The following is a 24,836-nucleotide window of genomic DNA, read 5'->3' on the forward strand; positions in this document are numbered from 1 at the left end:
AAACCTCGGGGAGAAAAACAAAAAAGCGCGGTGGATGCCGCGCTTTGCTTGGTTGGTGCGCTGGAAAAACCAGCGAGCGCGGGGCTACCGGCCCTTTCCTTCGAAGAAGAAAAAGCCGCTGAATCCTTGCGGGGTAGTTCGCGGTGTCATAACCAAGGTGCCTTTCTCGCTCTTGTTGAGTGCAGAGTCGGCGATTCTAGCCGCTGCCTGCCTGGGCCGTGAGGCCGCGCCCATTCGTCGAAATGCCCACAAAAAAGCCCGGCACGGGGCCGGGCTTTGGGGCGACAGCGCAACGCGCCGTCACTCAGCGATCAGCGAAGGCAGCTCAGTGGAACTGCTCTTCTTCGGTCGAACCGGTCAGCGCCTTCACGCTGGACGAGCCGCCCTGGATCACGGTGGTCACGTCGTCGAAGTAGCCGGCGCCGACTTCCTGCTGGTGCGACACGAAGGTGTAGCCCTTGTCGCGCGCGGCGAACTCGGGTTCCTGCACCATGTTCACGTAGTGCTTCATGCCTTCGCCGTTGGCATACGCGTGGGCGAACTGGAAGGTGTTGAACCAGTTGATGTGGATGCCGGCCAGCGTGATGAACTGGTACTTGTAGCCCAGCTCCGACAGGTCTTCCTGGAACGAGGCGATCTGCTTGTCGTCCAGGTTCTTCTTCCAGTTGAACGACGGCGAGCAGTTGTACGACAGCAGCTTGCCGGGGCAGGCGGCATGCACGGCTTGCGCGAATTCACGGGCGAAGCCGATGTCTGGCACGCCGGTTTCGCACCACACCAGGTCGGCGTACGGCGCGTAGGCGACGCCGCGGCTGATGGCTTGCTCCAGGCCGTTCTTGACGCGGTAGAAGCCTTCTTGCGTGCGCTCGCCCGTCAGGAACGCCTTGTCGTTGGCGTCGTGGTCGGACGTGATCAGGTTCGCGGCTTCCGCGTCGGTGCGGGCCAGAACGATGGTCGACACACCCATGACGTCGGCAGCGAAGCGGGCCGAGATCAGCTTCTCGCAGGCTTCCTGCGTCGGCACGAGCACCTTGCCACCCATGTGGCCGCACTTCTTGACGGCGGCCAGCTGGTCTTCGAAGTGCACGCCGGCAGCGCCCGACGCGATCATGTTCTTCATCAACTCGAAAGCGTTCAGCACGCCGCCGAAGCCGGCTTCAGCGTCGGCCACGATCGGCAGGAAGTAGTCGATGAATTCCTTGTCGCCCGGGTTGATGCCGCGGCCCCACTGGATTTCGTCGGCGCGCTTGAAGGTGTTGTTGATGCGACGGACCATCGTCGGCACCGAGTCGTAGGCGTACAGCGACTGGTCGGGGTACATCGTTTCCGAGGTGTTGCCGTCGGCGGCGACTTGCCAGCCCGACAGGTACACGGCTTCCAGGCCAGCCTTGGCTTGCTGCATGGCCTGGCCGGCGGAGATCGCGCCGAAGGCGTTCACGTAGCCCTTCTTGGCGCCGCCGTTGATCTTGGCCCAGAGCTTTTCAGCACCGCGCTTGGCCAGCGTGTGCTCGATGGGGAGCGAACCGCGCAGGCGAACCACGTCGGCGGCGCTGTAGCCGCGCTTCACGCCCTTCCAGCGCGGGTTGGTGGCCCAGTCCTTTTCGAGGGCGGCAATTTGCTGTTCGCGGCTCAGTTGTTCGTTCAGGGTCTGGGGCATGGTCACTCCGTGAGGTTGATTGAAGGTTGGCGTTGCGGCCGTGAAGTTACTGTAATCCGATTGCGGACTCTTATGTCTTATAGAAGACATATTTTTGAATCAACAAAATCAACAACTTACAGAGATATTTCTCAATGAGAAATTATTTTTCTCATATCGAGAAAAAATATTGCGGCGCAGCAGTACGATTTTTCGCGATACGGAATCACTCTTTCGGTTGTGAAAACGAGCGCGCTTCGCCTTCGGTTTCCGCCGCATGCGCGATCCAGTCGCCGCTGCGGATCACGCGACGGCCCGCGATGCGCGTCGGATGGATCTCGTAGACCAGGCACTCGACCGATTGCGCGCCCACCGCCACGCGCACGCTGCGCCGGATGTACTCGCCCGAATCGTCGTCGGCCACTTCTTCGAGCCGGTCGAGTTCGCGCTCGACCTCCGGCGCGATGCGGTAGACCTCGCCCTTCACGCGCCCTGCCCCGCCGAGCACCACGCCCGGGTACGCACCCAGGTCGTACAGCGTGCCCGCAATGACGGCCTCGCCGACAAACACCGGCGCCGGCCGGTAGCGCGCGATGTCGTTGCGCCCGCCGCGCCGCAGCGTGCCGTAGACAAGAACGTGGGGCATCATCGAATCCATCCGATCAACAACCAGCGCCCAGTCTATTGAACCCCGCCGCTTCCACCTCCGGCCGCCTCGTGGCCTACGGCTGCCTGGCCTTGAGCATGTCGCTCGTCGGCATCTACGTCGCCCTCTCCAAGCCGCTGGTGGCCGCCTTCCCGGTGCTGCTGCTGGCCTGGCTGCGCTTCGGCATCGCGGCCCTCGCCATGCCGCATTGGCTCCAGCCCACGCCCGACGAGCCGCCCATGAGCGCACGCACGCGCGGGCTCGTCTTCCTCGAATCGTTCCTCGGCAACTTCCTGTTCTCGATCTGCATGCTGTTCGGCGTGAGCCTCACCAGTGCCGTGTCGGCGGGCGTGATCATGGCGTCGATCCCCGCGGCAGTCGCGGTGGCGAGCTGGCTCTTCCTGCGCGAGCGCATCACGGTGCGCATCGGCCTGGCCATCGGCTGCGCCGCGCTCGGCATCGGCCTGCTCGCGTTCACGCCTGCGCATGCGCCGGCCGCCACCGGCAGTGGGGTCGCAGCGCCGTCGATGCCGTGGCTGGGCAACCTGCTCGTCTTCTGCGCGGTGCTCTGCGAAGCCGCCTACGCAGTGATCGGCAAGTCGCTCACCGGCAAGCTGGGCCCCAAGCGCATCGCCTCGCTCATCAACCTGTGGGGCTTCGTGCTGTCGATGCCCTTCGGCATCTGGTTCGCGCTGCAGTTCGACTTCACCGCCGTGCGCTTCGGCACCTGGGCGCTGCTCGTGGCCTACGCACTGGCCGCCAGCATCTGGACCGTGTGGCTGTGGATGACCGGACTTCGCCACGTACCAGCGGCACAAGCGGGCGTCTTCACTGTCTTGCTGCCCGTCAGCGCGGCGCTCGTGGGCGTGCTCGTGCTCGGGGAAAACCTCACTTCGCCGCAGCTGATTGCGTTCGCGATCGCGCTCGTGGGCGTGGTGCTGGCGACGTGGCCTGGGCGACGAACGTGAACAACGCCCCTTCTCCCCTCTGAAAAAACAACAGCTCCCAATGAAAAAAGCGCTTTTTCCCTTGGAAACGCGTTTTTTCTCATTTAGCATCCGCACTGCCACTGGAGACGCAAGTTTTTCATTGGTGAACGTTCAACCAAAAAAGGAAATCAACCATGGCAACTGCAAAGAAGGCTCCGGCCAAGAAAGCTCCGGCAAAGAAGGCCGCTCCCGCAAAGAAGGCTGCGGCTCCTGCAAAGAAGGCCGCTCCGGCCAAGAAGGCAGCGGCACCCGCCAAGAAGGCAGCAGCTCCTGCAAAGAAGGCTGCACCGGCGAAGAAGGCTGCTCCTGCAAAGAAGGCTGCTCCCGCCAAGAAGCGCACCCCCAACGCTGCGTTCATGAAGGCCCTGACCCCCAGCCCGGCACTGGCCGCTGTGGTCGGTTCGACGCCTCTGCCGCGCACCGCTGTGGTGAGCAAGCTGTGGGACTACATCAAGAAGAACAACCTGCAAGACAAGGCCAACAAGCGCAACATCAACGCCGACGCCAAGCTGAAGGAAATCTTCGGCAAGGCCCAGGTTTCGATGTTCGAACTGGCAGCGCTGATTGGCAAGCACGTCAAGTAAGCGTTCGGGGGCCTCATGCTCCTGAGTCAAAAAGCCCGCGTCATGCGGGCTTTTTTTTCGCCTGCAGCAAGCCGCCACCCGCCTCGAAGAAGCGCGCGGGCGTGCAGCCGAAGTGCTTGCGGAAGGCCTCGATGAAGGCGCTCACCGAGCTGTAGCCCACCGTCAGCGCCACGGCCGTCACCGACCCGCCCAGGCTCAGCAACTCCACCGCCTTCAGCAAGCGCGCCTGCTGGCGCCATTGCGCAAAGCTCCATCCCGTCTCGGCGGCGAAGCGTCGCGTGAGCGTGCGGCGGGCCATGCCGATGCGATCGGCCCACTCGTCGAGGCCGTCGGCCAGCGCCGGATCGTTCGCCAGTGCGCTCGCCATCGCCACCAACCGCGGGTCCTGCGGCATCGGCAAGTGGAGCGACTCGCGCCCACCGGCGGCCAGCTCGTCGATCAGCACACCCACCAAGCGCGCGCGGCGGGGCTCCAGCAGTGCATCGGACGCCTCCAACGACATCAACCGCGCCAGCAGCTCCCGCACCAACGGCGTGGCGGCAAAGACGTGAGGCCCGTCCGGCAGCGCCGCCGCAATCGATGCGTCGATGTGCAGGCTCCATCCCGACGTGGCACCGAAGCTCTGCGCGGCATGGGCGCAGCGGGCGGTATCGATTGGCCCCGCGCCGCAAGCCGAGCAGCGCCCCGCTGCCTAGCATCGGACGCATCTCCACCAAGGAACCGCCATGAAAGCGCAAGACATCATTCCCGATGGGCAGGACTTCGCCGTCATCGACGGCCACACCGTCCGCAAGGGCTCGGTCGGCGCTTTCCTGGCGAATGCGCGCGTGCTCGAAGACGCCAATGCGCCAGCCGACGCACGCCGCATCGCCCGCGACGACCTGCTGTCGCTCGTCCCCACGCTCGATGCGCTGGGCCTGTTCGACGTCTTCGAACTGCGCTCGCCCGCGTTGCGCGACGAGGTGGCCCGTCATCGCGCCACGCTCAGCCCTGCGCCTGCTGCTTCGCCGCACGCGTGATCGACGCCAGCGTGCCGCGCGTGGTGATCACTTCGGGGTCGAGCGGAATCTCGATCAGCGTGCCCGTGTCGGCCGCCAGCGCGCGCAGCAGCGCGGCTTCGAACTGCGCCGTCTCGGTGACGCGCTCGGCCGCGTAGCCATACGCGCGCGCCAGCCCGCAGAAGTCCGGGTTGCGCAGCGCGGTGCCGCTGGTGCGTTCGGGGTACTCGCGCTCCTGGTGCATGCGGATCGTGCCGAACATGCCGTTGTTGAGCAGCACGACGATGCTCTTGCCGCCGTGCTGCGAGGCCGTCGCCAGCTCCTGCCCGTTCATCAGAAAGTCGCCGTCGCCCGCAATGGTGAAGGCCACGCGCCCGGTCGCAATGCTCGCGGCAATGCCGGCCGGCACGCCGTAGCCCATCGCGCCGCTGGTCGGCGCCAGCTGCGTCTTCGCACCCTTGGCGAGCCCGTGGTAGCGGAAGTAGCGGTGCACCCAGCTCGCGAAGTTGCCGGCGCCATTGGTGATGGCCGCATCCGCCGGCAGGTGCTTCTGCAACAGCGCCACCACGGCCGCCATGTCGACCGCGCCGCGCGGCGTCTCGGCCGGCATGCCGGTGAGCGCCTGCGGCTCGAGCCAGGCTTCGTAGTCGGCATGCAGCTGCTGCGTCCAGTCTTCCCACGGCAGCGAAGGCGGCGCGCTCAGCACCTCGAGGCTGCGCGCGGCGGCGCTCATGCCGGCGTTGATCGCCAGGTCGGCCTGGTAGACACGGTTCAGCTCCTCGGCGCTCGCGTGGATGTGCACCAGCGTCTGCCTGGCCTTCGGCGCTTCGAGCAGCGTGTAGCCTCCGGTCGTCATCTCGCCCAGTCGCGGGCCGATGGCCAGGATCAGGTCGGCGTCCTTCACGTGCTGCGCGAGCTTCGGGTTGATGGCGATGCCCACGTCACCCGCGTACAGCGGATGGTGGTTGTCGAAGGTGTCCTGGAAGCGGAAGGCGTTCGTGACCGGCAGGCGCCAGTTCTCGGCGAAGCGCTGCAGCGCCTGCGCGGCCTGCGTCGTCCAGCCGCCACCGCCGGCAATCACCAGCGGGCGCTGCGACTTCAGCAGCAGCTCGCGCAGCGTGCGCAACGCGCCGGGGTCGCTCCACGGCTGGACCGCCTCCACGCGTGCCAGCGGCCGCGCGGCCGTCTCGGTGCGCAGCATGTCTTCGGGCAGCACCAGCACGACCGGGCCCGGCCGGCCGTTCATGGCAGTGGAGAAAGCACGCGCGATGTATTCGGGAATGCGGTCGGCGTCGTCGATGCGCTCCACGCGCTTGGCAAAACCCTTGGTGCTCGGGCCGAAGAAGCTGGCGTAGTCCACTTCCTGGAAGGCCTCGCGGTCGCGGAAGTCGCTGCCGACGTCACCCACGAACAGCACCATCGGCGTCGAATCCTGGAACGCGTTGTGCACGCCGATCGAGGCATTGGTCGCGCCCGGTCCGCGGGTCACGAAGCACACGCCCGGCCTTCCGGTGAGCTTGCCGTGCGCCTCGGCCATGAAGGCCGCGCCGCCCTCCTGCCGGTTCACCACGAAGCGTGCGCGCTCACCGTACGCATGAAAGCCGTCGAGCACCGCCAGGAAACTTTCGCCCGGCACACCGAAGGCGACCTGCATGCCCTGTTCGACCAGGCACTCGACGATCAGGTGGCCGGCGGGTTGTGATGTACTCATGAAAAATTCGAACCTCAGTTGCAAATGTCTCCGGCAATTATGTGCGCCCGCCTTCCACGCCTTGTCTTAATTCCCCAATTGGTTAAATTCGCGTCATGAAGGCCCCCAAGGACTCTTTGCCCGAAACGCTCGAGCCGCGCTCGCGCGACGCCGACCGCTCGCAGCTGGCCATCCTCGCGTCGGCGCGCGACGAGTTCGCCGCGCGCGGGCTGGCCGGTGCGCGCATGGACAGCATCGCCGAGCGCGCAGGCCTGAACAAGCGCCTCATCTACTACTACTTCGGCAGCAAGGACGACCTGTTCCTGGCCGTGCTCGAGCGCGTGTACGCCGACATCCGCGCCGCCGAACAGCGCCTGCATCTCGACGAGATCGAGCCCGTCGAGGCGATCCGCCAGCTGGTGTCGTTCACCTGGCACTACTACCTGGAGCACCCCGAGTTCATCACGCTGCTCAACAGCGAGAACCTGCACGGCGCCTCGCACCTGAAGCGCTCCGACCGCATCCAGGAGATGAACTCGCCGCTGGTGCAGCTGCTCGCCACCGTGCTGGAGCGCGGCAAGAAAGACAACCTCTTTCGTGCCGGCGTCGACCCGGTGCAGCTGTACATCTCCATCGCATCGCTGTGCTACTTCTACCTCTCGAACAACCACACGCTGTCGGCCATCTTCGGGCGTGACCTGCGTGCCCCCAAGGCGATGGCGCAACGCCTCTCGCACATGACCGACCTCGTGCTGGGCTACGTCCTGCACTGACCGGCATCGGGGGCGCGCCCCGCTGCGGGCGCGCCCACCCCTCTCCCTCGTTCTCCGGGTAATCACTAGGCAGCCGCCGTTGACGCTGCGGCGCAGCCGTTCCTAAAATCGGCAATTCACTCGTTGGTGAATTGATCGATCCAAGAATGCGGCCCGACCGCGCGGAGACACACCTTGAAGCCCCTTGCCAGCACTGCACGCACCACCGTCCTTGCCTCGCTGACCTGCATCGCCGCCCTGTTGCCGGGCTTGGCCGCAGCGCAGAACGGCTACCCCACCAAGCCGATCCGCGTGATCGTTCCCTTCGCCGCCGGCAGCACGACGGACATCATTGCCCGCGCCATCGCCGACAAGATGAGCACCAGCATGGGCCAGACGCTGGTCATCGACAACCGCGGCGGCGCCAGCGGCACCATCGGCCAGCAGGCGGTGGCCACGGCCGCGCCCGACGGCTACACGGTCATGATCCATTCGTCGTCGCACACGGTCAGCCCTTCGACCTTCGCCAAGCTGCCGTTCGACACGCTGCACGACTTCGCGGGCGTTACGCCCATTTCGTCGCTGCCCAACGCGCTGGTCATCTCGCCCAGCAAGAACATCAAGACCCTGCCGCAGCTGCTGGCCGCCGCGCGCGCCAAGCCCGGCAGCATGAACTTCGCTTCGGCCGGCCAGGGCAGCGCCACGCACCTGAACGCCGAGAAGTTCAAGATGGCCGCGAAGATCGACGCGACCAACATCCCGTTCAAGGGATCGGGCGAAGCCGTCACCGAAGTGCTCTCGGGCCGCGTCGACTACTACTTCTCGCCCATCGCGCCCGTCATCGGCCAGATCAAGGACGGCCAGCTGCTGGCACTGGCCGTGGGCTCGCCCAAGCGCGCCGCCGCCCTGCCCGACGTGCCCACCACCACCGAGGCCGGCGTGCCCGGCTCCGAGTTCAACTTCTGGATCGGCATGATGGCGCCCGCCAAGACGCCGCGCGACGTCGTCAACCGCCTGCACGACGAGGTGGTCAAGGCGCTGGCCACGCCCGAGGTGAAGGAGCGCTTCCTCAAGCTGGGCGCCGACGCCTGGACGCTCAAGCCCGAGCAGTTCGATGCCTACATCAAGGACGAGATCGCGAGCAACGCGCAGCTCGTGAAGGCCGCCGGCCTGTCGGTCCAGCCGTAGTCCGACACAAGAGGCTGCCGTCGTCATCGCCATGTTCCGCAAGCTCCTGCTCTCCCCGGCCCTGCGCCCGTTCTTCCTGATCCTGTTGCTGCTGGTGCTGTGGGACCTGACGATCCGCCTCTTCAAGATTCCGGCCTACCTCATTCCCCCGCCGTGGGAGGTCGTGAAGCAGCTCGTGGCCGAATGGCCGCGCCTGCTCACCGAAGCCTGGAAGACCACGCTCGCCACGCTGGGCGGCTTCGGGCTGACGATCGTCATCGGCATTCCGATCGCGATGGTCATCGCCTACTCGCGCCTGGTCGAGTCGTACGTGTACCCGCTGCTGGTGTTCTCGCAGAGCATTCCGAAGGTCGCGATTGCGCCGCTGTTCGTGGTGTGGTTCGGCTTCGGCATCCTGCCCAAGGTGATCAGCGCTTTTCTGCTGGGCTTCTTCCCGGTGGTGGTGTCGACCGTGATGGGCTTCAAGTCGGTCGAGCCCGACATGCTCGACCTGGCCCGCTCGATGGGCGCGAGCCGCCTGCAGACCTTCTTCAAGATCAGCCTGCCGCAAGCGTTGCCCGCGATCTTCAGCGGCCTGAAGGTGTCGGTCACGCTGGCCGTGGTGGGCGCGGTGGTCGGTGAATTCGTCGGCTCCAACTCGGGCATCGGCTACGTGCTGCAGGTGGCCAACGGCAACTTCGACCTGCCCTTGATGTTCGCCGCGCTCGTCGTGCTGTCGAGCATCGGCGTGATCCTTTTCGTCGCCGTCGACCTGGTCGAGCGCGTGATGATTCCGTGGCATGCCTCGCAGCGCCACGTGCAATGAGTTCCTTCGCCATACCTAGAAAACCCCCGGAGACAACGCCATGAAGAAACTGCTGCTTCCCTCGCTGCTCGCCGCAGCCGCGCTCGCCACCTTCGCCATCGCACCTGCCCACGCGCAGGGCGACAAGCCGAAGGACAAGGTCACGCTGATGCTCAACTGGTACCTGTACAGCGAGCACGCGCCCTTCTTTTTGGGCAAGGAGAAAGGCTTCTACGCCGAGGAAGGCATCGAGCTCGACATCCAGGAAGGCCGCGGCTCCGCCGTCACCGCGCAGGCGGTGGCCGCCAAGTCGGCGACCTTCGGCTACATCGACGTCACCACGATGATCAAGGCTGCTGCCAAGGGCGCGCCGCTCAAGTCGACCGGCGTGCTGTTCCAGGTGAGCCCGATGTCGGTCATGGGCTTCAGCGAGAAGAACATCAAGACGCCCAAGGACATCATCGGCAAGACCGTGGCCGTGACGCCCGGCGATTCGATGTCGCAGATGTGGCCGCTGTTCCTCAAGGTCAACAACATCAAGGCCGACCAGGTGAAGATCGTCTCGGGCGACGGCCAGACCAAGCTCAATGCGGTGACCAACGGCCAGGCCGACCTGCTTCTGGGCTACGTGATGGACCAGGCCATCAAGCTGCAGGACGCCACCGGCAAGCCCGTCACGCCGATCCGCTTTGCCGACTCGGGCGTGAACCAGATCAGCTCCGGGATCATCACCCACAAGAACCTGCTGACCGAAAACCCCGACCTCGTGAAGCGCTTCATGCGCGCTTCCACCAAGGCCGCTGAAGCCGCCGAGAAGAGCCCCGAGGCGGCCGTGGACGCGATGCTCAAGGCCAACCCGAAGGCCGGCGTGCGCGACACGCTCATCGTCGGCATGAAGCAGAGCGTGGCGCTGTATCACACGAAGGACACGGCCAACCAGCGGCCGTTCCGCGTGGCGATGAAGAACGTCAACGACTCGCTCGATCTGCTCGTGCAGTACGGCGGCATGGATGCATCGACGCGCGGCAAGCCCGAGGACTACGTGACCCTCGACTTCCTGCCGAACTGATTTCCTGCCCCTCACGCATTCCATGTCCCAAGTCAACCTGATCGAAGCGCGCGGCGTCTCGAAGACCTATCAAAGCAAGGACGGCCCGGTCGAGTCGCTCAAGCCGCTGGACTTCGCCATCGAGGAAGGCGAATTCGTCTCCGTCGTCGGCCCGTCGGGCTGCGGCAAGAGCACGCTGCTCAAGATGGTCGCGGGCCTGCTGCCGATCAGCGGCGGCGAACTCACGCTGGCCGGCAAGCCGATCCAGGGACCGCAGAAGGACGTGGGCATCGTGTTCCAGAGCGCCGTGCTGCTGCCCTGGCGCAGCGTGGAAGACAACATCCTGCTGCAGGCCGAGATGCGCCACCTGCCCAAGCCCGCCTCGCAGGCCCGGGCACGCGAGCTGATGGAGATGGCCGGCCTCAAGGGCTTCGAAGGCAAGTACCCGTGGCAGCTCTCGGGCGGCATGCAGCAACGCGCATCGATCTGCCGCGCGCTGCTGCACGACCCGTCGGTGCTGTTGATGGACGAGCCCTTCGGCGCGCTCGACGCGATGACGCGCGAGAAGATGAACCTCGAGCTGCAGCGCATCTGGATGGCGTCGAAGAAGACCGTGATGCTCATCACCCATAGCATCCCCGAGGCGATCTTCCTGTCGGACCGCGTGATCGTGATGAGCGAACGCCCCGGCTCGATCGCCGCCGTGTATGACATCGACCTGCCGCGCCCGCGCACGCTCGACATGATGGCCTCGCCCGAGTTCGGCCAGTACACGAAGCTGGTGCGCGCGCATTTCTTCTCGCAGGGCATCCTGGACCACTGAACGCGAGCCATGGACGCGCCCCGTTTCCACATCGAAGAGATCCGCTTCGCCGAGCGCGACGTGGCGCTCCGGCTGCCGTTCCGCTTTGGTGCGGCCACCGTCACCGCCTGCCCGCAGGTCTACGTGCGGGCCCGCATCCGCTTCGCGAACGGCGGCACGGCCGAAGGCTGTGCCGCCGAGATGATGGTGCCCAAGTGGTTCGACAAGAACCCGACGCTGACCAACGAACAGAACTTCGAGCAGCTACGCTTTGCGCTGCGCGATGCACGTGACGCCTACGTCGCCGAAGACGACGCGCAGACCGCGTGGACGCACTTCGCCTCGAACTACGCTGCGCTGCAAGCCCGCGCGAAGGCCAAGGGACTGCAGGCGCTGGTCGCCAGCTACGGCCCCGCGCTGATCGACCGCGCCGTGATGGACGCGCTGTGCCTGCACACCGGCACGAGCTTCGCAGCGGCGATGAGCACCAACCTGTGCGGCATCGACATCGCAGGCAGCGGACTCGCCGACGATCTCGCGGCCTTCGACATGCCCGCCTTCCTCGGCCGCCAATCGCCGCGCACCAGCATCGCCGCACGCCACACCGTCGGCCTGGCCGATGCGATCGACGACAGCGACGCGCTGCCCGACGCCCCCACCGACGGCCTGCCCACCACGCTCTCCGCCGCCGTGAAGCGCTACGGCCTCACGCACTTCAAGCTCAAGCTCTGCGGCAACACCGCGCAGGACATCGACCGCCTCCAGCGCATCGCCCGCGTGATCGACGGCCACGCACAGCTCGTGACGCTCGACGGCAACGAGCAGTACGCCGATGCCGACGACTTCGCCGTCTTTCTCGACCGCATGCTCTCGACGCCCGTGCTGTGGAAGCTCGCGCAGAAGACCGTCTTCGTCGAGCAGCCGATTCGCCGCGATGCCGCCTTGCAGCGCGACGTGTCGGCGCTCGGCAAGCGCATTCCGCTGCTCATCGACGAATCCGACGCCACGATCGATGCCTTCGTGCAGGCCCGCGCGCTCGGCTACACCGGCGTGTCGAGCAAGAGCTGCAAGGGCTTCTACAAATCGGTGGTCAACGCGGCGCGCTGCGCGCACTGGAACGCGGCAGAAGACAAGCCGCGCTACTTTCTCTCCGGCGAAGACCTCACCATGCAGGCCGGCATCGGCGTGCAGCAAGACCTCGCGCTCGTCGGCTGGCTCGGCCTCTCGCATGTCGAGCGCAACGGCCACCACTACGTCAACGGCCTCGCCGCCGTTCCCGAGGCCGAGCAGCAGGCGCTGTCGCAGCTGCACCCCGGCCTCTACGAAACCAGCGACGGCGCCACGCGCCTCGCCTTGCGCGAAGGACAGTTGTCCCTGTCCTCGCTCGCCACCGCGCCCGGCTTTGCCACCGGCAAACCCGGCGCCGGCATCTCGTGGGACGCCATGCGTTCCGTCTACTGAAGCACCCCTCTCGCATCCCAAGGAAGAAAACGATGGCCACCCAACGTCTCGGAATCATCATGCACGGCGTCACCGGCCGCATGGGCATGAACCAGCACCTGATCCGCTCGATCTGCGCGATCCGCGCGCAAGGCGGCGTCACGCTGTCGAACGGCGACAAGGTCATGCCCGACCCGATCCTCATCGGCCGCAACGCCGAGAAGATGGAAGCGCTCGCCAAGACCCACAACATCGCACGCTGGGGCACCGACCTCGACAAGGCGCTGGAGAACAAGGACGACACGATCTTCTTCGACGCCGGCACCACGCAGATGCGCCCCACGCTGCTGGCCAAAGCCATCCGCGCCGGCAAGCACGTGTACTGCGAGAAGCCGATCGCGACCAACCTGAACGAAGCCGTCGAAATCGCGCGCCTGGCCGAAGGCTCGGGCCTGAAGCACGGCGCCGTGCAGGACAAGCTCTTCCTGCCCGGCCTGCGCAAGCTCGACATGCTGCGCCGCGCTGGCTTCTTCGGCCGCATGCTCAGCGTGCGCCTGGAGTTCGGCTACTGGGTGTTCGAGGGCGACCTGCAGCCCATCCAACGCCCGAGCTGGAACTACCGCAAGGAAGACGGCGGCGGCATGATCCTGGACATGATGTGCCACTGGCGCTACGTGCTGGACAACCTGTTCGGCGAAGTGAAGTCTGTCTCGTGCATCGGTGCCACGCACATCCCCAAGCGCTGGGACGAAGCCGGCCAACCGTATGAAGCCACCGCCGACGACGCGGCCTACGCCACCTGCGAACTCACGGGCCACAACGGCGAACCGGTGATCGCGCAGATCAACATGAGCTGGGCCACGCGCGTGCGCCGCGACGACCTCGTGACCTTCCACGTCGACGGCACCGACGGCTCGGCCGTGGCCGGCCTGTCGAGCTGCCGCGCCCAGTCGCGCGTCGCCACGCCGCGGCCGGTGTGGAACCCCGACGAGAAGCAGATGATGAATTTCTTCGACCAGTGGCAGGAGATTCCGGATTCGCAGGTCTACGACAACGGCTTCAAGATCCAGTGGGAGCACTTCATTCGCCACGTGGTCGAGAACGAGCCCTACAAGTGGACGCTGCCGGAAGGCGCCAAGGGCGTGCAGCTGGTCGAGGCCGCGCTCGAGTCGTGGAAGGACCGCCGCTGGGTCGATGTGCCCACGCTGAAGGTCTGAAGAAGAAGCTGCCATGGCACTGTCGCTGACCCTCCCCACCGCGAGCGGATCGCTCGCGCCCTACGCCCTGCGCGGCACCGCGCCGGTGAAGCCCGAAGCGGGCGTCAAGTTCAACCGCATCGCCTACTCGGCCGCGCACGTCGTGGCCGATCCGCTCGCGGCCGTCGATCCGTGGCTGCAGGCGGCGGTCGATTGGGACACCACCATCGCCTACCGCCGTCACCTGTTCTCGCTGGGCCTGGGCGTGGCCGAGGCAATGGACACCGCGCAACGCGGCATGGGCCTGGACTGGCCCACGTCGCTCGAACTCATTCGCCGCTCGCTCGATGCGGCGAAAGACGTGCCCGGTGCGCTCGTCGCCTCCGGCTGCGGCACCGACCACCTGAACATCGACGACGTGAAGAGCGTCGACGACGTGATCCGCGGCTACGAAGATCAGATGGCCGCCATCGAAGCGCTGGGCGGCAAGCTGATCGTGATGGCGAGCCGTGCGCTGGCCCGCGTGGCGAAGAGCCCTGCTGACTACGAGCGCGTGTACGACCGCATCCTGAGCCAGGCGAAGCAGCCCGTGGTGCTGCACTGGCTGGGCGACATGTTCGACCCGGCGCTGGCAGGCTACTGGGGCACGAAGGACGTCGATGCGGCCATGGACACCGCCGTGGGCATCATCGCGGCGCATCCGGACAAGGTCGATGGCATCAAGATTTCGCTGCTCGACAAGGACAAGGAAATCGCCATGCGCCGCCGCCTGCCGAAGGGCGTGCGCATGTACACGGGCGACGACTTCAACTACGCCGAGCTGATTGCCGGTGATGGTTTCGGCGACGAGCCGATGCACGGCAAGAGCGATGCGCTGCTGGGCATCTTCGACGCCATCGCGCCGGCTGCGAGCGCTGCACTGGGCGCACTGGCGCAAGGCAACACCGAGAAGTTCCACGCGATCCTCGGCCCGACGGTGCCGCTGTCGCGCCACATCTTCGCGGCGCCCACGCGCTTCTACAAGACGGGCGTGGTGTTCATGGCCTGGCTCAACGGCCACCAGACGCACTTCACGATGGTGGGTGGCCAGCAGAGCACGCGTTCGCTGCAGCACTTCGCCGAGCTGTTCCGTCTCGCGGATGCGGCCAATCTCTTGGAACAACCCGAGCTTGCGGTGCGCCGCATGAAGACGCTGCTGGCTTTGCACGGCGTGGAAGGTTGACCCGGGCCATGCGTGATTTCTCGCAGAACCACGACTGGCTGTCGATCAACACGGCCACCATCCGCAAGCAGTCGGGCACCGAGGTGCCGCTCGACCGCCTCATCGACCAGTGCGCCGAGCGCGGCATCCGCGCCATCAGCCCGTGGCGCGACCAGGTCGCGGCCGTCGGGCTCGACAAGGTGGCGAAGCAGCTGAAGGCGCATGGCATCGGCCTCTCGGGCTACTGCCGCGGCGGGTTCTTCCCGGCGCCCAATGCGGCGGGCCTGAAGGCCGCGCTCGACGACAACCGCCGCGCCATCGACGAAGCCAAGACGCTCGACGCGCCCTGCCTCGTGCTCGTCGTCGGCGCCCTGCCCGGCGCGCTCGACGGCAAGGCCGCGTACACCGACATCGCCCGCGCACGCAGCGAGGTGCGCGACGGCATCGCCGCATCGCTCGAATACGCCCGCGAAGTCGGCATGCCGCTGGCCATCGAGCCCCTGCACCCGATGCAGGCCGCCGACCGCGCCTGCATCAACACGCTCGAACACGCACTCGACCTGTGCGACGAACTCGACGCAGGCAAGACCGGCATGCTCGGCGTGGCGCTCGACATCTATCACGTGTGGTGGGACCCGAAGCTGCAACAGCAGATCGCCCGCGCCGGCCGCGAGCGGCTGCTGGCGTACCACGTCTGCGACTGGCTCACGCCGACGCGCGACCTGCTCTCCGATCGCGGGATGATGGGTGACGGCGTGGTCGAGCTGAAGAAGATTCGCGGCTGGGTCGAGGATGCGGGCTTTGCGGGTTTCAGCGAGGTCGAGATTTTTTCGAACCTGGAATGGTGGCAACGGCCTGGGGCGGAGACGCTCGACGTTTGCATCGAGCGGCACAAGACGGCGGTCTGAGCGCGGCTGTTCAGGGCGCGTGCCCAGGCCACCGGGTACTTCCCTCCGCGAATGTCCCCCGCTTCGCTCCTCCTTTATTTCGCTGCGGGAAGCACCCAGTGTCCTGAGTACACTGGGCGCTGTCGTTGTGCCATCCGAACAACCACCGCGCTGAACCCGCTCACGTCGATGAGGTGCCTTGCGCAGCGAAATCAAGGAGGAGGCCGCAGGCCGGGGGACATTCGCGGAGCAAGGTACCTCGTCGGCGGGAGCGACGCCTGAACTGCAACTGGCCACGAAGCGAGAAGCGGCGACCTGTGCTGCAATCCGCCCCATGGCTGACCCGACCCTCGACGACCTGCGCCGCTACGCCGTCGCACGCACCCTCTTCACGCCCACGACGCTCCCCGCCGCGATCCGCAAGCTCGGCTTCGTGCAGGCCGACCCGATTCGTGCGCCGGCGCGGGCGCAAGACCTCACGCTGCGCCACCGCGTGAAGGACTACCGCGCGGGCGATCTCGAAAGCCGCTACGCGCGGCTCGCGATCGAGGAAGACTGCCTCGTCAACTACGGCTTCCTCCCGCGCGAGCACCTGGCGCTCATGCATCCGCGCGAAGCCAAGCAGGCCTGGGACGCCGACACGCGCCGCAAGGCCGCCGACGTGCTGGCCTATGTGCGCGAACACGGGCCGGTGCATCCGCGCCAGGTCGAGCAGCACTTTGCGCATGGCCGCATCCAGAACTACTGGGGCGGCTCGAGCAATGCGACCACGCACCTGCTCGACGGCATGCACTACCGCGGCATGCTGCGCGTGGTGCGGCGCGACAGCGGCACGCGGGTCTATGAAGCGGTGAACCATCTGCCCGCCGACGACAGCCCCGCCGGACGCGCGCGGCGCGCGGCCGCGCTCATCGAACTGATCGTGCGCAAGTACGCGCCGCTGCCCGCGGCCAGCCTCACCTACCTCGTGCGCCTGCTCGGCTACGGCGCGCCGCATCTTTCTGCGCAGACGCAGGCGGCGCTGCGCCTGGCACGCGAAGAACTGGCGAGCTGTCGCATCGACGGCACCACCTGGTACTGGCCCGCCGACGAAAATCCCGCCTCGAAGCGCCATGCGCCCGACGAGGCGGTGCGCCTGCTCGCGCCCTTCGACCCGGTCGTGTGGGACCGCCGCCGCTTCGAGTTGCTGTGGGGCTGGACGTACAAGTTCGAGGCCTACACGCCGGCGCCGAAACGGCAGTTCGGCTACTACGCGCTGCCGATGCTGTGGCACGACCGCGTGATCGGCTGGGCCAACGTGAGTGCGCCAGAAGGCCGGTTGCAGCCGGCGTTCGGCTACGCCGATGCGAAGAAGCCGCACGGCGCGGCCTTCCGCACCAGCCTCGACGAAGAACTGCACCGCATGACGCAGTTCCTCGCCGGCCGCTGACGCGGCCTTTTATAATCGCCCGCCTCAGCCAGCCGCCCGCGCCCGCCGCGAGCCCGCCAGCCGTCTTCGAAGGAACGAAGACGCAGCAGCCCGAGCGACGACACCACCGGTCGTCGCACCCGGCCACTGCCCCCACGACGCCGTAGACACACAACACCAGCCGGTGCGCTTTCCTTTCGGAAAGTGCCACGGCACGCACGCGTTCGTTCGTTTCGTTTTTCTGATCGCACCGGAGAAGCCATGGCGCGCCCGATCGCCCGCCGCAGCCACTCGCCCGCCCTAGACACATCCGACGCAGGACACAGGAGAAGCTGCACATGACATTCAAGAACCATCGCCCCGGAACGCCGCGCACACGGCGCGGCTATGCCGCGTTCGCGGCCACCGCCGTGGCACTCGCCGCCAGCGCCCACGCCCACGCGCAAGAAGCCGCCGCGACCGAAACACGGCAAGCCCTGCCCACCGTCACCGTCTCGGGCGACGCGGGCGAGACCGCCACCGGCCCCGTGACGGGCTTCGTCGCGCGGCGCGGCAGCACCGCCACCAAGACCGACACACCGCTCATCGAAACGCCGCAGGCCATCTCGGTCGTCACGCGCGACCAGATGGAAGCGCAAGGCGCACTCACGCTGCGCGAAACCACCAACTACACGGCCGGCGTGGTGTCGAGCTACTTCGACAGCCGCGGCGACTCGTTCAAAGTGCGCGGCGGTGACGCCGTCCAGTACCTGGACGGCATGCAACGCACCTACGGCGTCTACAACAGCAGCAAGCCCGAGCCGTACATGCTGGAGCGCGTGGAGCTGCTGCGCGGCCCCTCGTCGGTGTTGTACGGCCAGGGCGGCATCGGCGGCGTGCTCAACCTCGTGTCGAAGCGCCCGCAGGCCGAGACGCAGCGCGAGGTGCAGCTGCAGCTGGGCAGCCACTCGCGCAAGCAGATCGCGGCCGATTTCACCGGCTCGCTCGATCCCGAAAGCAAGTGGATGTACCGTCTCGTGGCCGTGAACCGCGACAGCGGCACGCAGGTCGATCACGTGTCGGACGACCGCATCGCGATCGCGCCCTCGCTCACCTGGCGCCCGAACACCGACACCTCGCTCACGCTGCAGGCGTCGTACCAGAAGGACAAGAGCGGCTCGCTGATCGGCTTCTTCCCGTGGCAGGGCACGCTGCTGCCCTCGCTGTATGGCCGCATCCCGACCTCGACCTTCACCGGCGAACCGGGCTTCGACCGCTTCGACACGCGCAGCACCTCGCTCGGCTACCTGTTCAGCCACCGCATCAACGACACCTGGACGGTGCGCCAGAACCTGCGCTCGACGGAGAGCAAGGTTTGGTACAACACCTCGTACACCAGCTTCGCGGCCAACCGCCTCACGGGCCGTCCGGCGCGCCCGGTGTTCAACGCCGACCAGCGCACCATCGAGCGCGACCTGAGCAGCGACATCAACGGCGGCAAGATGCTGCTGCTCGACAACCAGGCCGAAGCGCACTTCAAGACCGGCGAGGTCGAGCACACGTTGCTGCTGGGCGCCGACTTCCAGCGCAACACCACCTCCAAGCTGTCGGGCCGCGGCCGTGCAGGCGCGCTCGACGTGTACGCGCCGGTGTACGGCAACTACACGGCACCCACCAGCTACACGCGCGCACCCGAGGTGGTGCAGAAGCAGGCGGGCCTGTACGTGCAGGACCAGGTCAAGTACGGCCGCTGGATCGGCCTGCTGGGCCTGCGCCATGACAAGGCCACCACCGACACCGAAGGCCGCCCCGCCGCGGCCGCCGACGACAAGGCCACCACCAAGCGCGCCGGCCTGGTCTACCTGGCCGACGGCGGCTGGGCGCCGTACCTGAGCTATGCCGAATCGTTCCTGCCGCTGGGCGGCGTCGACACGTCGAACAATCCCTTCAAACCGCAGCGCGGCAAGCAGTGGGAAGCCGGCGTGAAGTGGGAGCCCGCGGGCCAGCGCACCTCGTTCATGGCGGCCGTGTACGACCTGCGCGACACCAACCGCAAGACCACCGACCCGACCAACCCGCTCAACAGCGTGCAGCTCGGCGAAGTGCACGTGAAGGGCCTGGAGCTCGAGTACAAGGGCAGCATCGCGCGCGACTGGGACTGGACCACGTCATACGCGTACACCGACGCGCGCGTGTCGAAGAGCAACGGCTCCGACCTGGGCAAGCGCATCTCGGGCGTGCCCAGGCACACGGCCTCGGCCTGGGTGACCAAGCGCTTCTCGATCGGCGGGCTGCACGGCTTCTCGGCCGGCGGCGGCGTGCGCTACATGGGCAAGTCGTACGACGGCATGGACAACAACCCCGTGCCCGCGGTCACGCTGTTCGACGCGATGTTCGCGTGGGACAACGGCCCGCTGCGGCTGGCGCTCAACGTGGCCAACCTGACCGACAAGGTGCAGATCACCACCTGCCTGGCGCGCGGCGACTGCTTCTACGGCCAGCGCCGTACCCTGACTGCCAGCGCCACGTACCGCTTCTGAAGAAAATCCCCGCGCGGGCGAAGGTCTGGCGCGCGCGTGACAACCCCGCGCTGCACGGGGCTTCTAGAATCGCGCCGTCGTCCGGTTCGCCGGACGGCAAGCGTTCTCAGGGCGGGGTGCAATTCCCCACCGGCGGTGATGGCGACGAAAGTCGCACAAGCCCGCGAGCGCCTTGGACCTGCCACAGGTTCGAGGGTCAGCAGATTTCGGTGCGATTCCGAAGCCGACGGTCACAGTCCGGATGAAAGAGAGCGCGAAATGCGGGCATGCCCGCGCGCCTTGCTTTGCTCTTTGTGGGCATACCGGCGCGCGAGCGGGCCTGTGGTTTCGTGCGCCCTGATTCAGGAAACCTGCTTTCTAGAGGCACACCATGAGTCAGATCAACGACCTTCCCCTTTCTGCCGTTACCGCGTCGGGTTCGCCGCGCGGCCAGCGCATCGCATTCGTGCAGGCGCAATGGCATTCCGACATCGTTCACCAGGCACGCGACGCGTTTCTCGAAGAGATGGCGCGGCTCGGCGTGGCGCGCGAGCTCATCGACATCTTCGATGTGCCCGGCGCCTTCGAGATTCCGCTGCACGCCAAGCGCCTCGCCAACTCGGGCAAGTACGCGGCCATCATCGGCTGCGCGCTGGTGGTGGACGGCGGCATCTACCGCCACGAGTTCGTCGCCAACACCGTCGTCAGCACGCTGATGTCGCTGCAACTGGAGACCGACGTGCCGATCTTCTCGGCCGTGCTCACGCCGCACCATTTCCACGAGCACGTGGAGCACCGCAAGTACTTCCACCGCCACTTCGCGATCAAGGGCACGGAAGTGGCCGAGGCCTGCTTCAAGACCCTCGAGGCGCTGGACAAGGTCGACGCGCTGCTCGCCGCCTGACCCCGCAGTTGGCAAGCGGCGCAAGCCTGCAGTAACCTGCGCGGATGGCCTCTCCATCCGCTCCAGCGGCCGCAGCAGCTGCCGACCGCTACACCCTCTATGGCGCGCCCGGTTCGGGCGCCACGCCCATCCATGCCGCGCTGACGCTGATCGGCGCGCAGGTCGACACGGTCGACGTCGCTCCCTGGGAGGGCGAGTCCGAGCGCGAGCGGCTGACCGGCGTCAACCCGATGCAGCAGGTGCCCGCGCTCGTGCTGCCTTCGGGCGAGGTGATGACCGAGAGCGCGGCCATCCTCATCTGGCTCGGCGACCGCTACCCCGAGGCCGGGCTCTGCCCCGCGCCTGACGATCCGCTGCGCACGCGGTACCTGCGCTGGATGGTCTATTTGCCGGCGTCGATCTATTCGATGTTCTGGGTGCGCGACGAACCGACGCGCCTCACGCCCGAGCCCGCGGCGCAGGCGACGATGCTCGAACGCACGGCCGAGCGCATCGCGCAGTGCTGGCACCTCATGGACACACAGATCGACGAGCCCGCGCCCTACCTGCTCGGCGAAAAGATCAGCATGCTCGACCTGTACGTGACCGTGATGTCGCGCTGGACGCCGACCCGCCGGCGCTTCTACCGCGTGGCGCCGCGCATGGCGCGCGTGGTGCGGCGCGTAGACGCCGAGCCGCGGCTGGCGGAATTCTGGGCGGCGCGCTTTCCCTTCTCGCTGGACACGAGCGCGCCGGGCGGTTGAACCCGGTTTCCTATCATCGACCCCATGACCGCACGCACACCGACCACCGCCTACCCGATGACGATCTACCACAAGCCCAACTGCAGCACGTCGCGCAACGTGCTGGGCTTGATCCGCGAAAGCGGCGTGGAGCCCGAGATCGTCCTGTACCTGGAAACGCCGCCCTCGAAAAAGAAGCTGCGCGAGCTGGCGAAGGCCATGGGCCTGACGGCGCGCGACCTGTTGCGCACGAAGGAAGCGCCTTACGAAGAACTGAAACTGGCGGACGAAACGCTGACCGACGACCAGCTGTTCGACGCGATCGTGACGCATCCGATCCTGTTGCAACGCCCGATCGTCGTGTCGCCGCGCGGCACGCTCATGTGCCGGCCGTGGGAGTGCGTGCGCGAGATCCTGCCAGCCTGAGGCTCTACTGCGCGAGCGCCCACGCGACGTGCTCGCGAACCAGTTCACTCGGGTGCTCGGCACGCGTGGCCAACGCTTCCTTCGCGCCGGCCTCGCCTGACCTCGCTGCATTGCCCAGCGCCACCGCGATGTTGCGCAGCCAGCGCTCGTGGCCGATGCGGCGGATCGGGCTGCCTTCGGTGCGGCGCAAAAAGTCTTCCTCGCTCCACGCGAACAGCTCGGCCAGCGTGCGGCCCGTGAGCCCCTCGCGCGCGTCGAAGTCGGGCAGCGTGCTCTTCTTCGCGAACTTGTTCCAGGGGCAGATCAGCTGGCAGTCGTCGCAGCCGTAGATGCGGTTGGCCATGAGCGGGCGCAGCTCCGTCGGGATGGCGCCGGCGTGCTCGATCGTCAGGTACGAGATGCAGCGGCGCGCATCGAGCCGCTGCGGCGCGACGATGGCGCGCGTCGGGCACACATCGATGCAGGCGCTGCAGCTGCCGCAGTGCGCGCTGACGGGCTCGCTCGGCGGCAGCGCCATGTCGACGTAGATTTCGCCGAGAAAGAACATCGAGCCCGCGTCGCGGTCGAGCACCAGCGTGTGCTTGCCGCGCCAGCCCTGGCCGCTGCGCGAGGCCAGTTCGGCCTCGAGCACCGGCGCCGAATCGGTGAAGGCGCGGTGACCAAAGGGGCCGACCTCTTCGGCGATCTTCTCGGCCAGTTTGGCGAGGCGGTTGCGCAGCACCTTGTGATAGTCGCGGCCCCGCGCATAGACCGACACGATGGCCTCGCCGGGCCGCGTGAGGCGATCGAACTCGACGGCCTGCCAGTCGCCCGGCGTGGCGCGCGGCAGGTAGTCCATGCGCGCGGTGATCACGCTCACCGTGCCCGGCACCAGCTCGGCGGGTCGCGCGCGGCGGGTGCCGTGTGTTGCCATGTATTGCATCTCGCCATGGAACCCATGGGCCAGCCATTGCATCAGACCGTCCTCGGCGCTCGACAGATCGACGCCCGCGATTCCGATTTGGGAGAATCCGAGTTCCCGGGCCAAGGCCTGAATACGAGCAATGAGTGGATGGCTGACGATCACTTGCCGATTGTAGAAACGCGCACCCTGCGCTGGCAGGGCGAAGACGACACCGACGCACTGGCGCGCGCGCTCGCCGCATCGCCCGCGTTGCGCGACGCGTTCATCGCGCTGCAGGGCGACCTGGGCGCCGGCAAGACCACCTTCGTGCGCCACCTGCTGCGCGCGCTCGGCATCACCGGGCGCATCAAGAGCCCCACCTACGCGGTGGTCGAGCCGCACGAGGCGCCCGATGGGCTGGCCATCTTCCACTTCGACTTCTACCGCTTCGCCGATCCGCGCGAATGGGACGACGCGGGCTTTCGCGACATCTTCGCGGGCCCGGGCCTCAAGCTGGCCGAGTGGCCGGAAAACGCCGCGGGGCGCACCCCACCTGCCGACCTAGCTATTAAAATAGAAGCAATGACCGACGACACCCGCAGCGTGACCCTTCTTGCGAACACCCCTCGCGGCAGCGATCTGCTGGCGTGCCTCGCCGCATGAAGGCGACCGGCCTGAAACGGCGCGTGCTGCTGCAAGGCGGCAGCATCGCGCTGATGCTGGGCGTGCACCAGATCGCCCGCGGCGCCAGCATCCTCGCCGTGCGCGTGTGGCCCGCCGCCGACTACACCCGCGTGACCATCGAGTCCGACGCCCGCCTCAACTCGCAGCAGCTGGTGGTCGGCAGCCCGCCCCGGCTGGCCGTGGACATCGAGGGCATCGACCTCAACACCGAGCTGCGCGACCTGGTCGGCAAGATCAAGCCCGGCGACCCGTTCATCAACGGCCTGCGCATCGGGCAGAACGCACCGAAGGTGGTGCGCATCGTGTTCGACCTGAAGCAGACCGTGCGCCCGCAGGTGTTTTCGCTGGCGCCCGTGGCCGCCTACAAGCACCGGCTGGTGCTCGACCTGTACCCCGAGCAGGCCATCGACCCGATGGAAGCGCTGATTGCCGAGCGGCTGCGCGATGCGCCCAAGAACGGCAGCAGCACCGCGCCAAGCAACGGCCCGGCTGTCGCAACCGCGCCGCCCGCCGCGCCCTCGCCGGCGCCCGTGCGCCCCGGCGTGCCGCCCGTCGACCCGCTGGGCGACCTGATGGCGCAGCAGGCCATGCGCCCCGGTCCGTCGGCGCCCGCGCCGGCGCTGCCCCCCGGCGGCATGCCACTGCCGATGCCACCGGCACCACCGCCCGCCGTGGCTGCAGCGCCGCCGGCGCGCCCCGTGACACCGCCCGGCCCGACGCCGCGCGCCACGGCCAGCCGCACCGACCGCATCATCATCGTCGCGCTCGACCCCGGCCATGGCGGTGAAGACCCCGGCGCCATCGGCCCGAACGGCACGCGCGAAAAAGACATCGTGCTGCAGGTGGCGCACCGCCTGCGCGACCGCATCAACGCGGCCAGCGTCAACGGCAGCCCGATGCGCGCCTTTCTCACGCGCGACGCCGACTTCTTCGTGCCGCTGGGCGTGCGCGTGCAGAAGGCGCGGCGCGTGCAGGCCGACCTGTTCGTGAGCATCCACGCCGACGCCTTCACCACGCCCGCCGCGCGCGGCGCCAGCGTGTTCGCGCTGAGCCAGAGCGGCGCCTCGAGCAGCGCCGCGCGCTGGCTCGCCAACAAGGAAAACGACGCCGACAAGGTCGGCGGCGTGAACGTGGGCAACCACGAGGCGCAGGTGCAGCGCGCGCTGCTCGACATGAGCACCACGGCGCAGATCAACGACAGCCTGAAGCTCGGCGGCGCGATGCTCGGCGAGATCAAGGGCATCGGCGCGCGGCTGCACAAGGCGCAGGTCGAGCAGGCCGGCTTCGCGGTGCTGAAGGCGCCCGACATCCCGAGCGTGCTGGTCGAGACGGCCTTCATCAGCAACCCCGAGGAAGAAGCCAACCTGCGCCGCGCCGACTACCAGGAGAACCTGGCCGACGCGCTGATGCGCGGCATCCAGCGCTACTTCGCGCAGAACCCGCCGCTCGCGCGCAGCCGGCAGCTCTGAC

General features: G+C 67.2%; 24 protein-coding genes and 1 riboswitch. Of the genes, 19 read left to right on the forward strand and 5 right to left on the reverse strand.

Annotated elements, in window-relative coordinates:
* Positions 1-325 precede the first annotated feature (325 nt).
* Complete coding sequence (gene aceA / locus RZE79_RS20200; RefSeq protein ID WP_153283129.1) at positions 326-1,657, reverse strand: isocitrate lyase; 1,332 nt, start codon at positions 1,655-1,657, stop codon at positions 326-328.
* Between the two features lie 205 nt (positions 1,658-1,862).
* Entirely contained in the window at positions 1,863-2,285 is a 423-nt protein-coding gene (locus RZE79_RS20205; RefSeq protein ID WP_319356328.1) for a gamma-glutamylcyclotransferase family protein, read from the reverse strand.
* A gap of 35 nt (positions 2,286-2,320) precedes the next feature.
* Here RZE79_RS20205 and RZE79_RS20210 point away from each other — a divergent pair, with 35 nt between their 5' ends.
* Positions 2,321-3,250: a DMT family transporter gene (locus RZE79_RS20210; RefSeq protein WP_319356330.1), complete on the forward strand. Its 930-nt coding sequence runs from the start codon at positions 2,321-2,323 to the stop codon at positions 3,248-3,250.
* 155 nt (positions 3,251-3,405) lie between these two features.
* Complete coding sequence (locus RZE79_RS20215) at positions 3,406-3,855, forward strand: SWIB/MDM2 domain-containing protein (RefSeq protein ID WP_153283126.1); 450 nt, start codon at positions 3,406-3,408, stop codon at positions 3,853-3,855.
* A 40-nt stretch (positions 3,856-3,895) separates the two neighbouring features.
* Here the strand turns inward: RZE79_RS20215 and RZE79_RS20220 are convergent, their stop codons facing one another.
* On the reverse strand, positions 3,896-4,357 hold the full coding sequence (locus tag RZE79_RS20220; protein ID WP_319356333.1) for an AraC family transcriptional regulator: 462 nt from the start codon (positions 4,355-4,357) through the stop codon (positions 3,896-3,898).
* Positions 4,358-4,580: 223 nt separating this feature from the next.
* Between RZE79_RS20220 and RZE79_RS20225 the strand changes: the two genes are divergently transcribed.
* On the forward strand, positions 4,581-4,874 hold the full coding sequence (locus RZE79_RS20225; protein ID WP_319356335.1) for a hypothetical protein: 294 nt from the start codon (positions 4,581-4,583) through the stop codon (positions 4,872-4,874).
* On the opposite strand, the gene RZE79_RS20230 is transcribed toward RZE79_RS20225, so the two are convergent.
* A complete protein-coding gene (locus RZE79_RS20230) occupies positions 4,840-6,564 on the reverse strand; it encodes a thiamine pyrophosphate-binding protein (RefSeq protein ID WP_319356337.1) in 1,725 nt (574 codons plus the stop codon). The two genes, RZE79_RS20225 and RZE79_RS20230, sit on opposite strands and share 35 nt — an antisense overlap.
* Before the next feature lie 95 nt (positions 6,565-6,659).
* Between RZE79_RS20230 and RZE79_RS20235 the strand changes: the two genes are divergently transcribed.
* From RZE79_RS20235 to arsC, 14 genes are all read left to right on the forward strand, one after another.
* Entirely contained in the window at positions 6,660-7,316 is a 657-nt protein-coding gene (locus tag RZE79_RS20235; RefSeq protein ID WP_153283122.1) for a TetR/AcrR family transcriptional regulator, read from the forward strand.
* A gap of 174 nt (positions 7,317-7,490) precedes the next feature.
* The gene (locus RZE79_RS20240) at positions 7,491-8,483 is read left to right on the forward strand and encodes a tripartite tricarboxylate transporter substrate binding protein (protein ID WP_153283121.1); all 993 of its coding nucleotides are present in this window, start codon (positions 7,491-7,493) and stop codon (positions 8,481-8,483) included.
* A gap of 31 nt (positions 8,484-8,514) precedes the next feature.
* On the forward strand, positions 8,515-9,288 hold the full coding sequence (locus RZE79_RS20245) for an ABC transporter permease (protein ID WP_319356339.1): 774 nt from the start codon (positions 8,515-8,517) through the stop codon (positions 9,286-9,288).
* A gap of 40 nt (positions 9,289-9,328) precedes the next feature.
* Positions 9,329-10,336 (forward strand): ABC transporter substrate-binding protein, encoded by a 1,008-nt coding sequence (locus RZE79_RS20250; RefSeq protein WP_319356342.1) that lies wholly within the window; start codon positions 9,329-9,331, stop codon positions 10,334-10,336.
* 22 nt (positions 10,337-10,358) lie between these two features.
* Positions 10,359-11,138 carry an ABC transporter ATP-binding protein gene (locus RZE79_RS20255; RefSeq protein ID WP_319356344.1) on the forward strand — a complete coding sequence of 260 codons (780 nt, stop codon included), beginning with the start codon at positions 10,359-10,361 and terminating at the stop codon, positions 11,136-11,138.
* A gap of 9 nt (positions 11,139-11,147) precedes the next feature.
* Entirely contained in the window at positions 11,148-12,578 is a 1,431-nt protein-coding gene (locus RZE79_RS20260; protein ID WP_319356347.1) for an enolase C-terminal domain-like protein, read from the forward strand.
* A gap of 32 nt (positions 12,579-12,610) precedes the next feature.
* On the forward strand, positions 12,611-13,774 hold the full coding sequence (locus RZE79_RS20265) for a Gfo/Idh/MocA family oxidoreductase (RefSeq protein ID WP_319356349.1): 1,164 nt from the start codon (positions 12,611-12,613) through the stop codon (positions 13,772-13,774).
* A 13-nt stretch (positions 13,775-13,787) separates the two neighbouring features.
* Positions 13,788-14,975 carry a dihydrodipicolinate synthase family protein gene (locus tag RZE79_RS20270; RefSeq protein ID WP_319356351.1) on the forward strand — a complete coding sequence of 396 codons (1,188 nt, stop codon included), beginning with the start codon at positions 13,788-13,790 and terminating at the stop codon, positions 14,973-14,975.
* An 8-nt stretch (positions 14,976-14,983) separates the two neighbouring features.
* On the forward strand, positions 14,984-15,862 hold the full coding sequence (locus tag RZE79_RS20275) for a sugar phosphate isomerase/epimerase family protein (RefSeq protein WP_319356353.1): 879 nt from the start codon (positions 14,984-14,986) through the stop codon (positions 15,860-15,862).
* Positions 15,863-16,175: 313 nt separating this feature from the next.
* Positions 16,176-17,270, forward strand: coding sequence for a DNA glycosylase AlkZ-like family protein (locus tag RZE79_RS20280; RefSeq protein ID WP_319356355.1), 1,095 nt, complete (start codon positions 16,176-16,178; stop codon positions 17,268-17,270).
* A 317-nt stretch (positions 17,271-17,587) separates the two neighbouring features.
* Positions 17,588-19,768, forward strand: a complete 2,181-nt coding sequence (locus tag RZE79_RS20285) for a TonB-dependent siderophore receptor (protein ID WP_319356358.1) — start codon at positions 17,588-17,590, stop codon at positions 19,766-19,768.
* Positions 19,769-19,866: 98 nt separating this feature from the next.
* A riboswitch (FMN riboswitch) is annotated at positions 19,867-20,025 on the forward strand.
* 113 nt (positions 20,026-20,138) lie between these two features.
* Positions 20,139-20,651: a 6,7-dimethyl-8-ribityllumazine synthase gene (locus RZE79_RS20290; protein ID WP_319356360.1), complete on the forward strand. Its 513-nt coding sequence runs from the start codon at positions 20,139-20,141 to the stop codon at positions 20,649-20,651.
* Between the two features lie 44 nt (positions 20,652-20,695).
* The gene (locus RZE79_RS20295) at positions 20,696-21,394 is read left to right on the forward strand and encodes a glutathione S-transferase family protein (RefSeq protein WP_319356362.1); all 699 of its coding nucleotides are present in this window, start codon (positions 20,696-20,698) and stop codon (positions 21,392-21,394) included.
* A gap of 24 nt (positions 21,395-21,418) precedes the next feature.
* A complete protein-coding gene (gene arsC, locus RZE79_RS20300; protein ID WP_319356364.1) occupies positions 21,419-21,799 on the forward strand; it encodes an arsenate reductase (glutaredoxin) in 381 nt (126 codons plus the stop codon).
* 4 nt (positions 21,800-21,803) lie between these two features.
* Here arsC and queG read toward each other — a convergent pair whose 3' ends face one another.
* Complete coding sequence (gene queG, locus RZE79_RS20305; RefSeq protein WP_319356366.1) at positions 21,804-22,865, reverse strand: tRNA epoxyqueuosine(34) reductase QueG; 1,062 nt, start codon at positions 22,863-22,865, stop codon at positions 21,804-21,806.
* Between queG and tsaE the strand changes: the two genes are divergently transcribed.
* Positions 22,851-23,345, forward strand: a complete 495-nt coding sequence (gene tsaE / locus RZE79_RS20310) for a tRNA (adenosine(37)-N6)-threonylcarbamoyltransferase complex ATPase subunit type 1 TsaE (RefSeq protein WP_153283109.1) — start codon at positions 22,851-22,853, stop codon at positions 23,343-23,345. The genes queG and tsaE overlap by 15 nt on opposite strands.
* Positions 23,342-24,835: an N-acetylmuramoyl-L-alanine amidase gene (locus RZE79_RS20315; protein WP_319356369.1), complete on the forward strand. Its 1,494-nt coding sequence runs from the start codon at positions 23,342-23,344 to the stop codon at positions 24,833-24,835. Before tsaE ends, RZE79_RS20315 begins: the two co-directional genes overlap by 4 nt.
* The last annotated feature ends 1 nt before the right edge of the window (position 24,836 follow it).

It is taken from the genome of Variovorax sp. EBFNA2 (assembly GCF_033802765.1).
Taxonomy (GTDB): Bacteria; Pseudomonadota; Gammaproteobacteria; order Burkholderiales; family Burkholderiaceae_C; genus Variovorax; species Variovorax paradoxus_H.

What these genes read in the sequence shown, in the direction of transcription:
- RZE79_RS20265 (WP_319356349.1), top strand. Translation starts at nt 12,611, where the DNA reads ATGGCCACCCAACGTCTCGGAATCATCATGCACGGCGTCACCGGCCGC.
- RZE79_RS20270 (WP_319356351.1), top strand. Translation starts at nt 13,788, where the DNA reads ATGGCACTGTCGCTGACCCTCCCCACCGCGAGCGGATCGCTCGCGCCC.
- RZE79_RS20215 (WP_153283126.1), top strand. Translation starts at nt 3,406, where the DNA reads ATGGCAACTGCAAAGAAGGCTCCGGCCAAGAAAGCTCCGGCAAAGAAG.
- RZE79_RS20250 (WP_319356342.1), top strand. Translation starts at nt 9,329, where the DNA reads ATGAAGAAACTGCTGCTTCCCTCGCTGCTCGCCGCAGCCGCGCTCGCC.
- aceA (WP_153283129.1), bottom strand. Translation starts at nt 1,657, where the DNA reads ATGCCCCAGACCCTGAACGAACAACTGAGCCGCGAACAGCAAATTGCC.
- RZE79_RS20245 (WP_319356339.1), top strand. Translation starts at nt 8,515, where the DNA reads ATGTTCCGCAAGCTCCTGCTCTCCCCGGCCCTGCGCCCGTTCTTCCTG.
- RZE79_RS20260 (WP_319356347.1), top strand. Translation starts at nt 11,148, where the DNA reads ATGGACGCGCCCCGTTTCCACATCGAAGAGATCCGCTTCGCCGAGCGC.
- RZE79_RS20255 (WP_319356344.1), top strand. Translation starts at nt 10,359, where the DNA reads ATGTCCCAAGTCAACCTGATCGAAGCGCGCGGCGTCTCGAAGACCTAT.
- RZE79_RS20220 (WP_319356333.1), bottom strand. Translation starts at nt 4,357, where the DNA reads ATGTCGTTGGAGGCGTCCGATGCACTGCTGGAGCCCCGCCGCGCGCGC.
- RZE79_RS20205 (WP_319356328.1), bottom strand. Translation starts at nt 2,285, where the DNA reads ATGATGCCCCACGTTCTTGTCTACGGCACGCTGCGGCGCGGCGGGCGC.
- RZE79_RS20230 (WP_319356337.1), bottom strand. Translation starts at nt 6,564, where the DNA reads ATGAGTACATCACAACCCGCCGGCCACCTGATCGTCGAGTGCCTGGTC.
- RZE79_RS20295 (WP_319356362.1), top strand. Translation starts at nt 20,696, where the DNA reads ATGGCCTCTCCATCCGCTCCAGCGGCCGCAGCAGCTGCCGACCGCTAC.
- RZE79_RS20285 (WP_319356358.1), top strand. Translation starts at nt 17,588, where the DNA reads ATGACATTCAAGAACCATCGCCCCGGAACGCCGCGCACACGGCGCGGC.
- tsaE (WP_153283109.1), top strand. Translation starts at nt 22,851, where the DNA reads ATGGCTGACGATCACTTGCCGATTGTAGAAACGCGCACCCTGCGCTGG.
- RZE79_RS20280 (WP_319356355.1), top strand. Translation starts at nt 16,176, where the DNA reads ATGGCTGACCCGACCCTCGACGACCTGCGCCGCTACGCCGTCGCACGC.
- RZE79_RS20315 (WP_319356369.1), top strand. Translation starts at nt 23,342, where the DNA reads ATGAAGGCGACCGGCCTGAAACGGCGCGTGCTGCTGCAAGGCGGCAGC.
- RZE79_RS20275 (WP_319356353.1), top strand. Translation starts at nt 14,984, where the DNA reads ATGCGTGATTTCTCGCAGAACCACGACTGGCTGTCGATCAACACGGCC.
- arsC (WP_319356364.1), top strand. Translation starts at nt 21,419, where the DNA reads ATGACCGCACGCACACCGACCACCGCCTACCCGATGACGATCTACCAC.
- RZE79_RS20235 (WP_153283122.1), top strand. Translation starts at nt 6,660, where the DNA reads ATGAAGGCCCCCAAGGACTCTTTGCCCGAAACGCTCGAGCCGCGCTCG.
- RZE79_RS20225 (WP_319356335.1), top strand. Translation starts at nt 4,581, where the DNA reads ATGAAAGCGCAAGACATCATTCCCGATGGGCAGGACTTCGCCGTCATC.
- RZE79_RS20290 (WP_319356360.1), top strand. Translation starts at nt 20,139, where the DNA reads ATGAGTCAGATCAACGACCTTCCCCTTTCTGCCGTTACCGCGTCGGGT.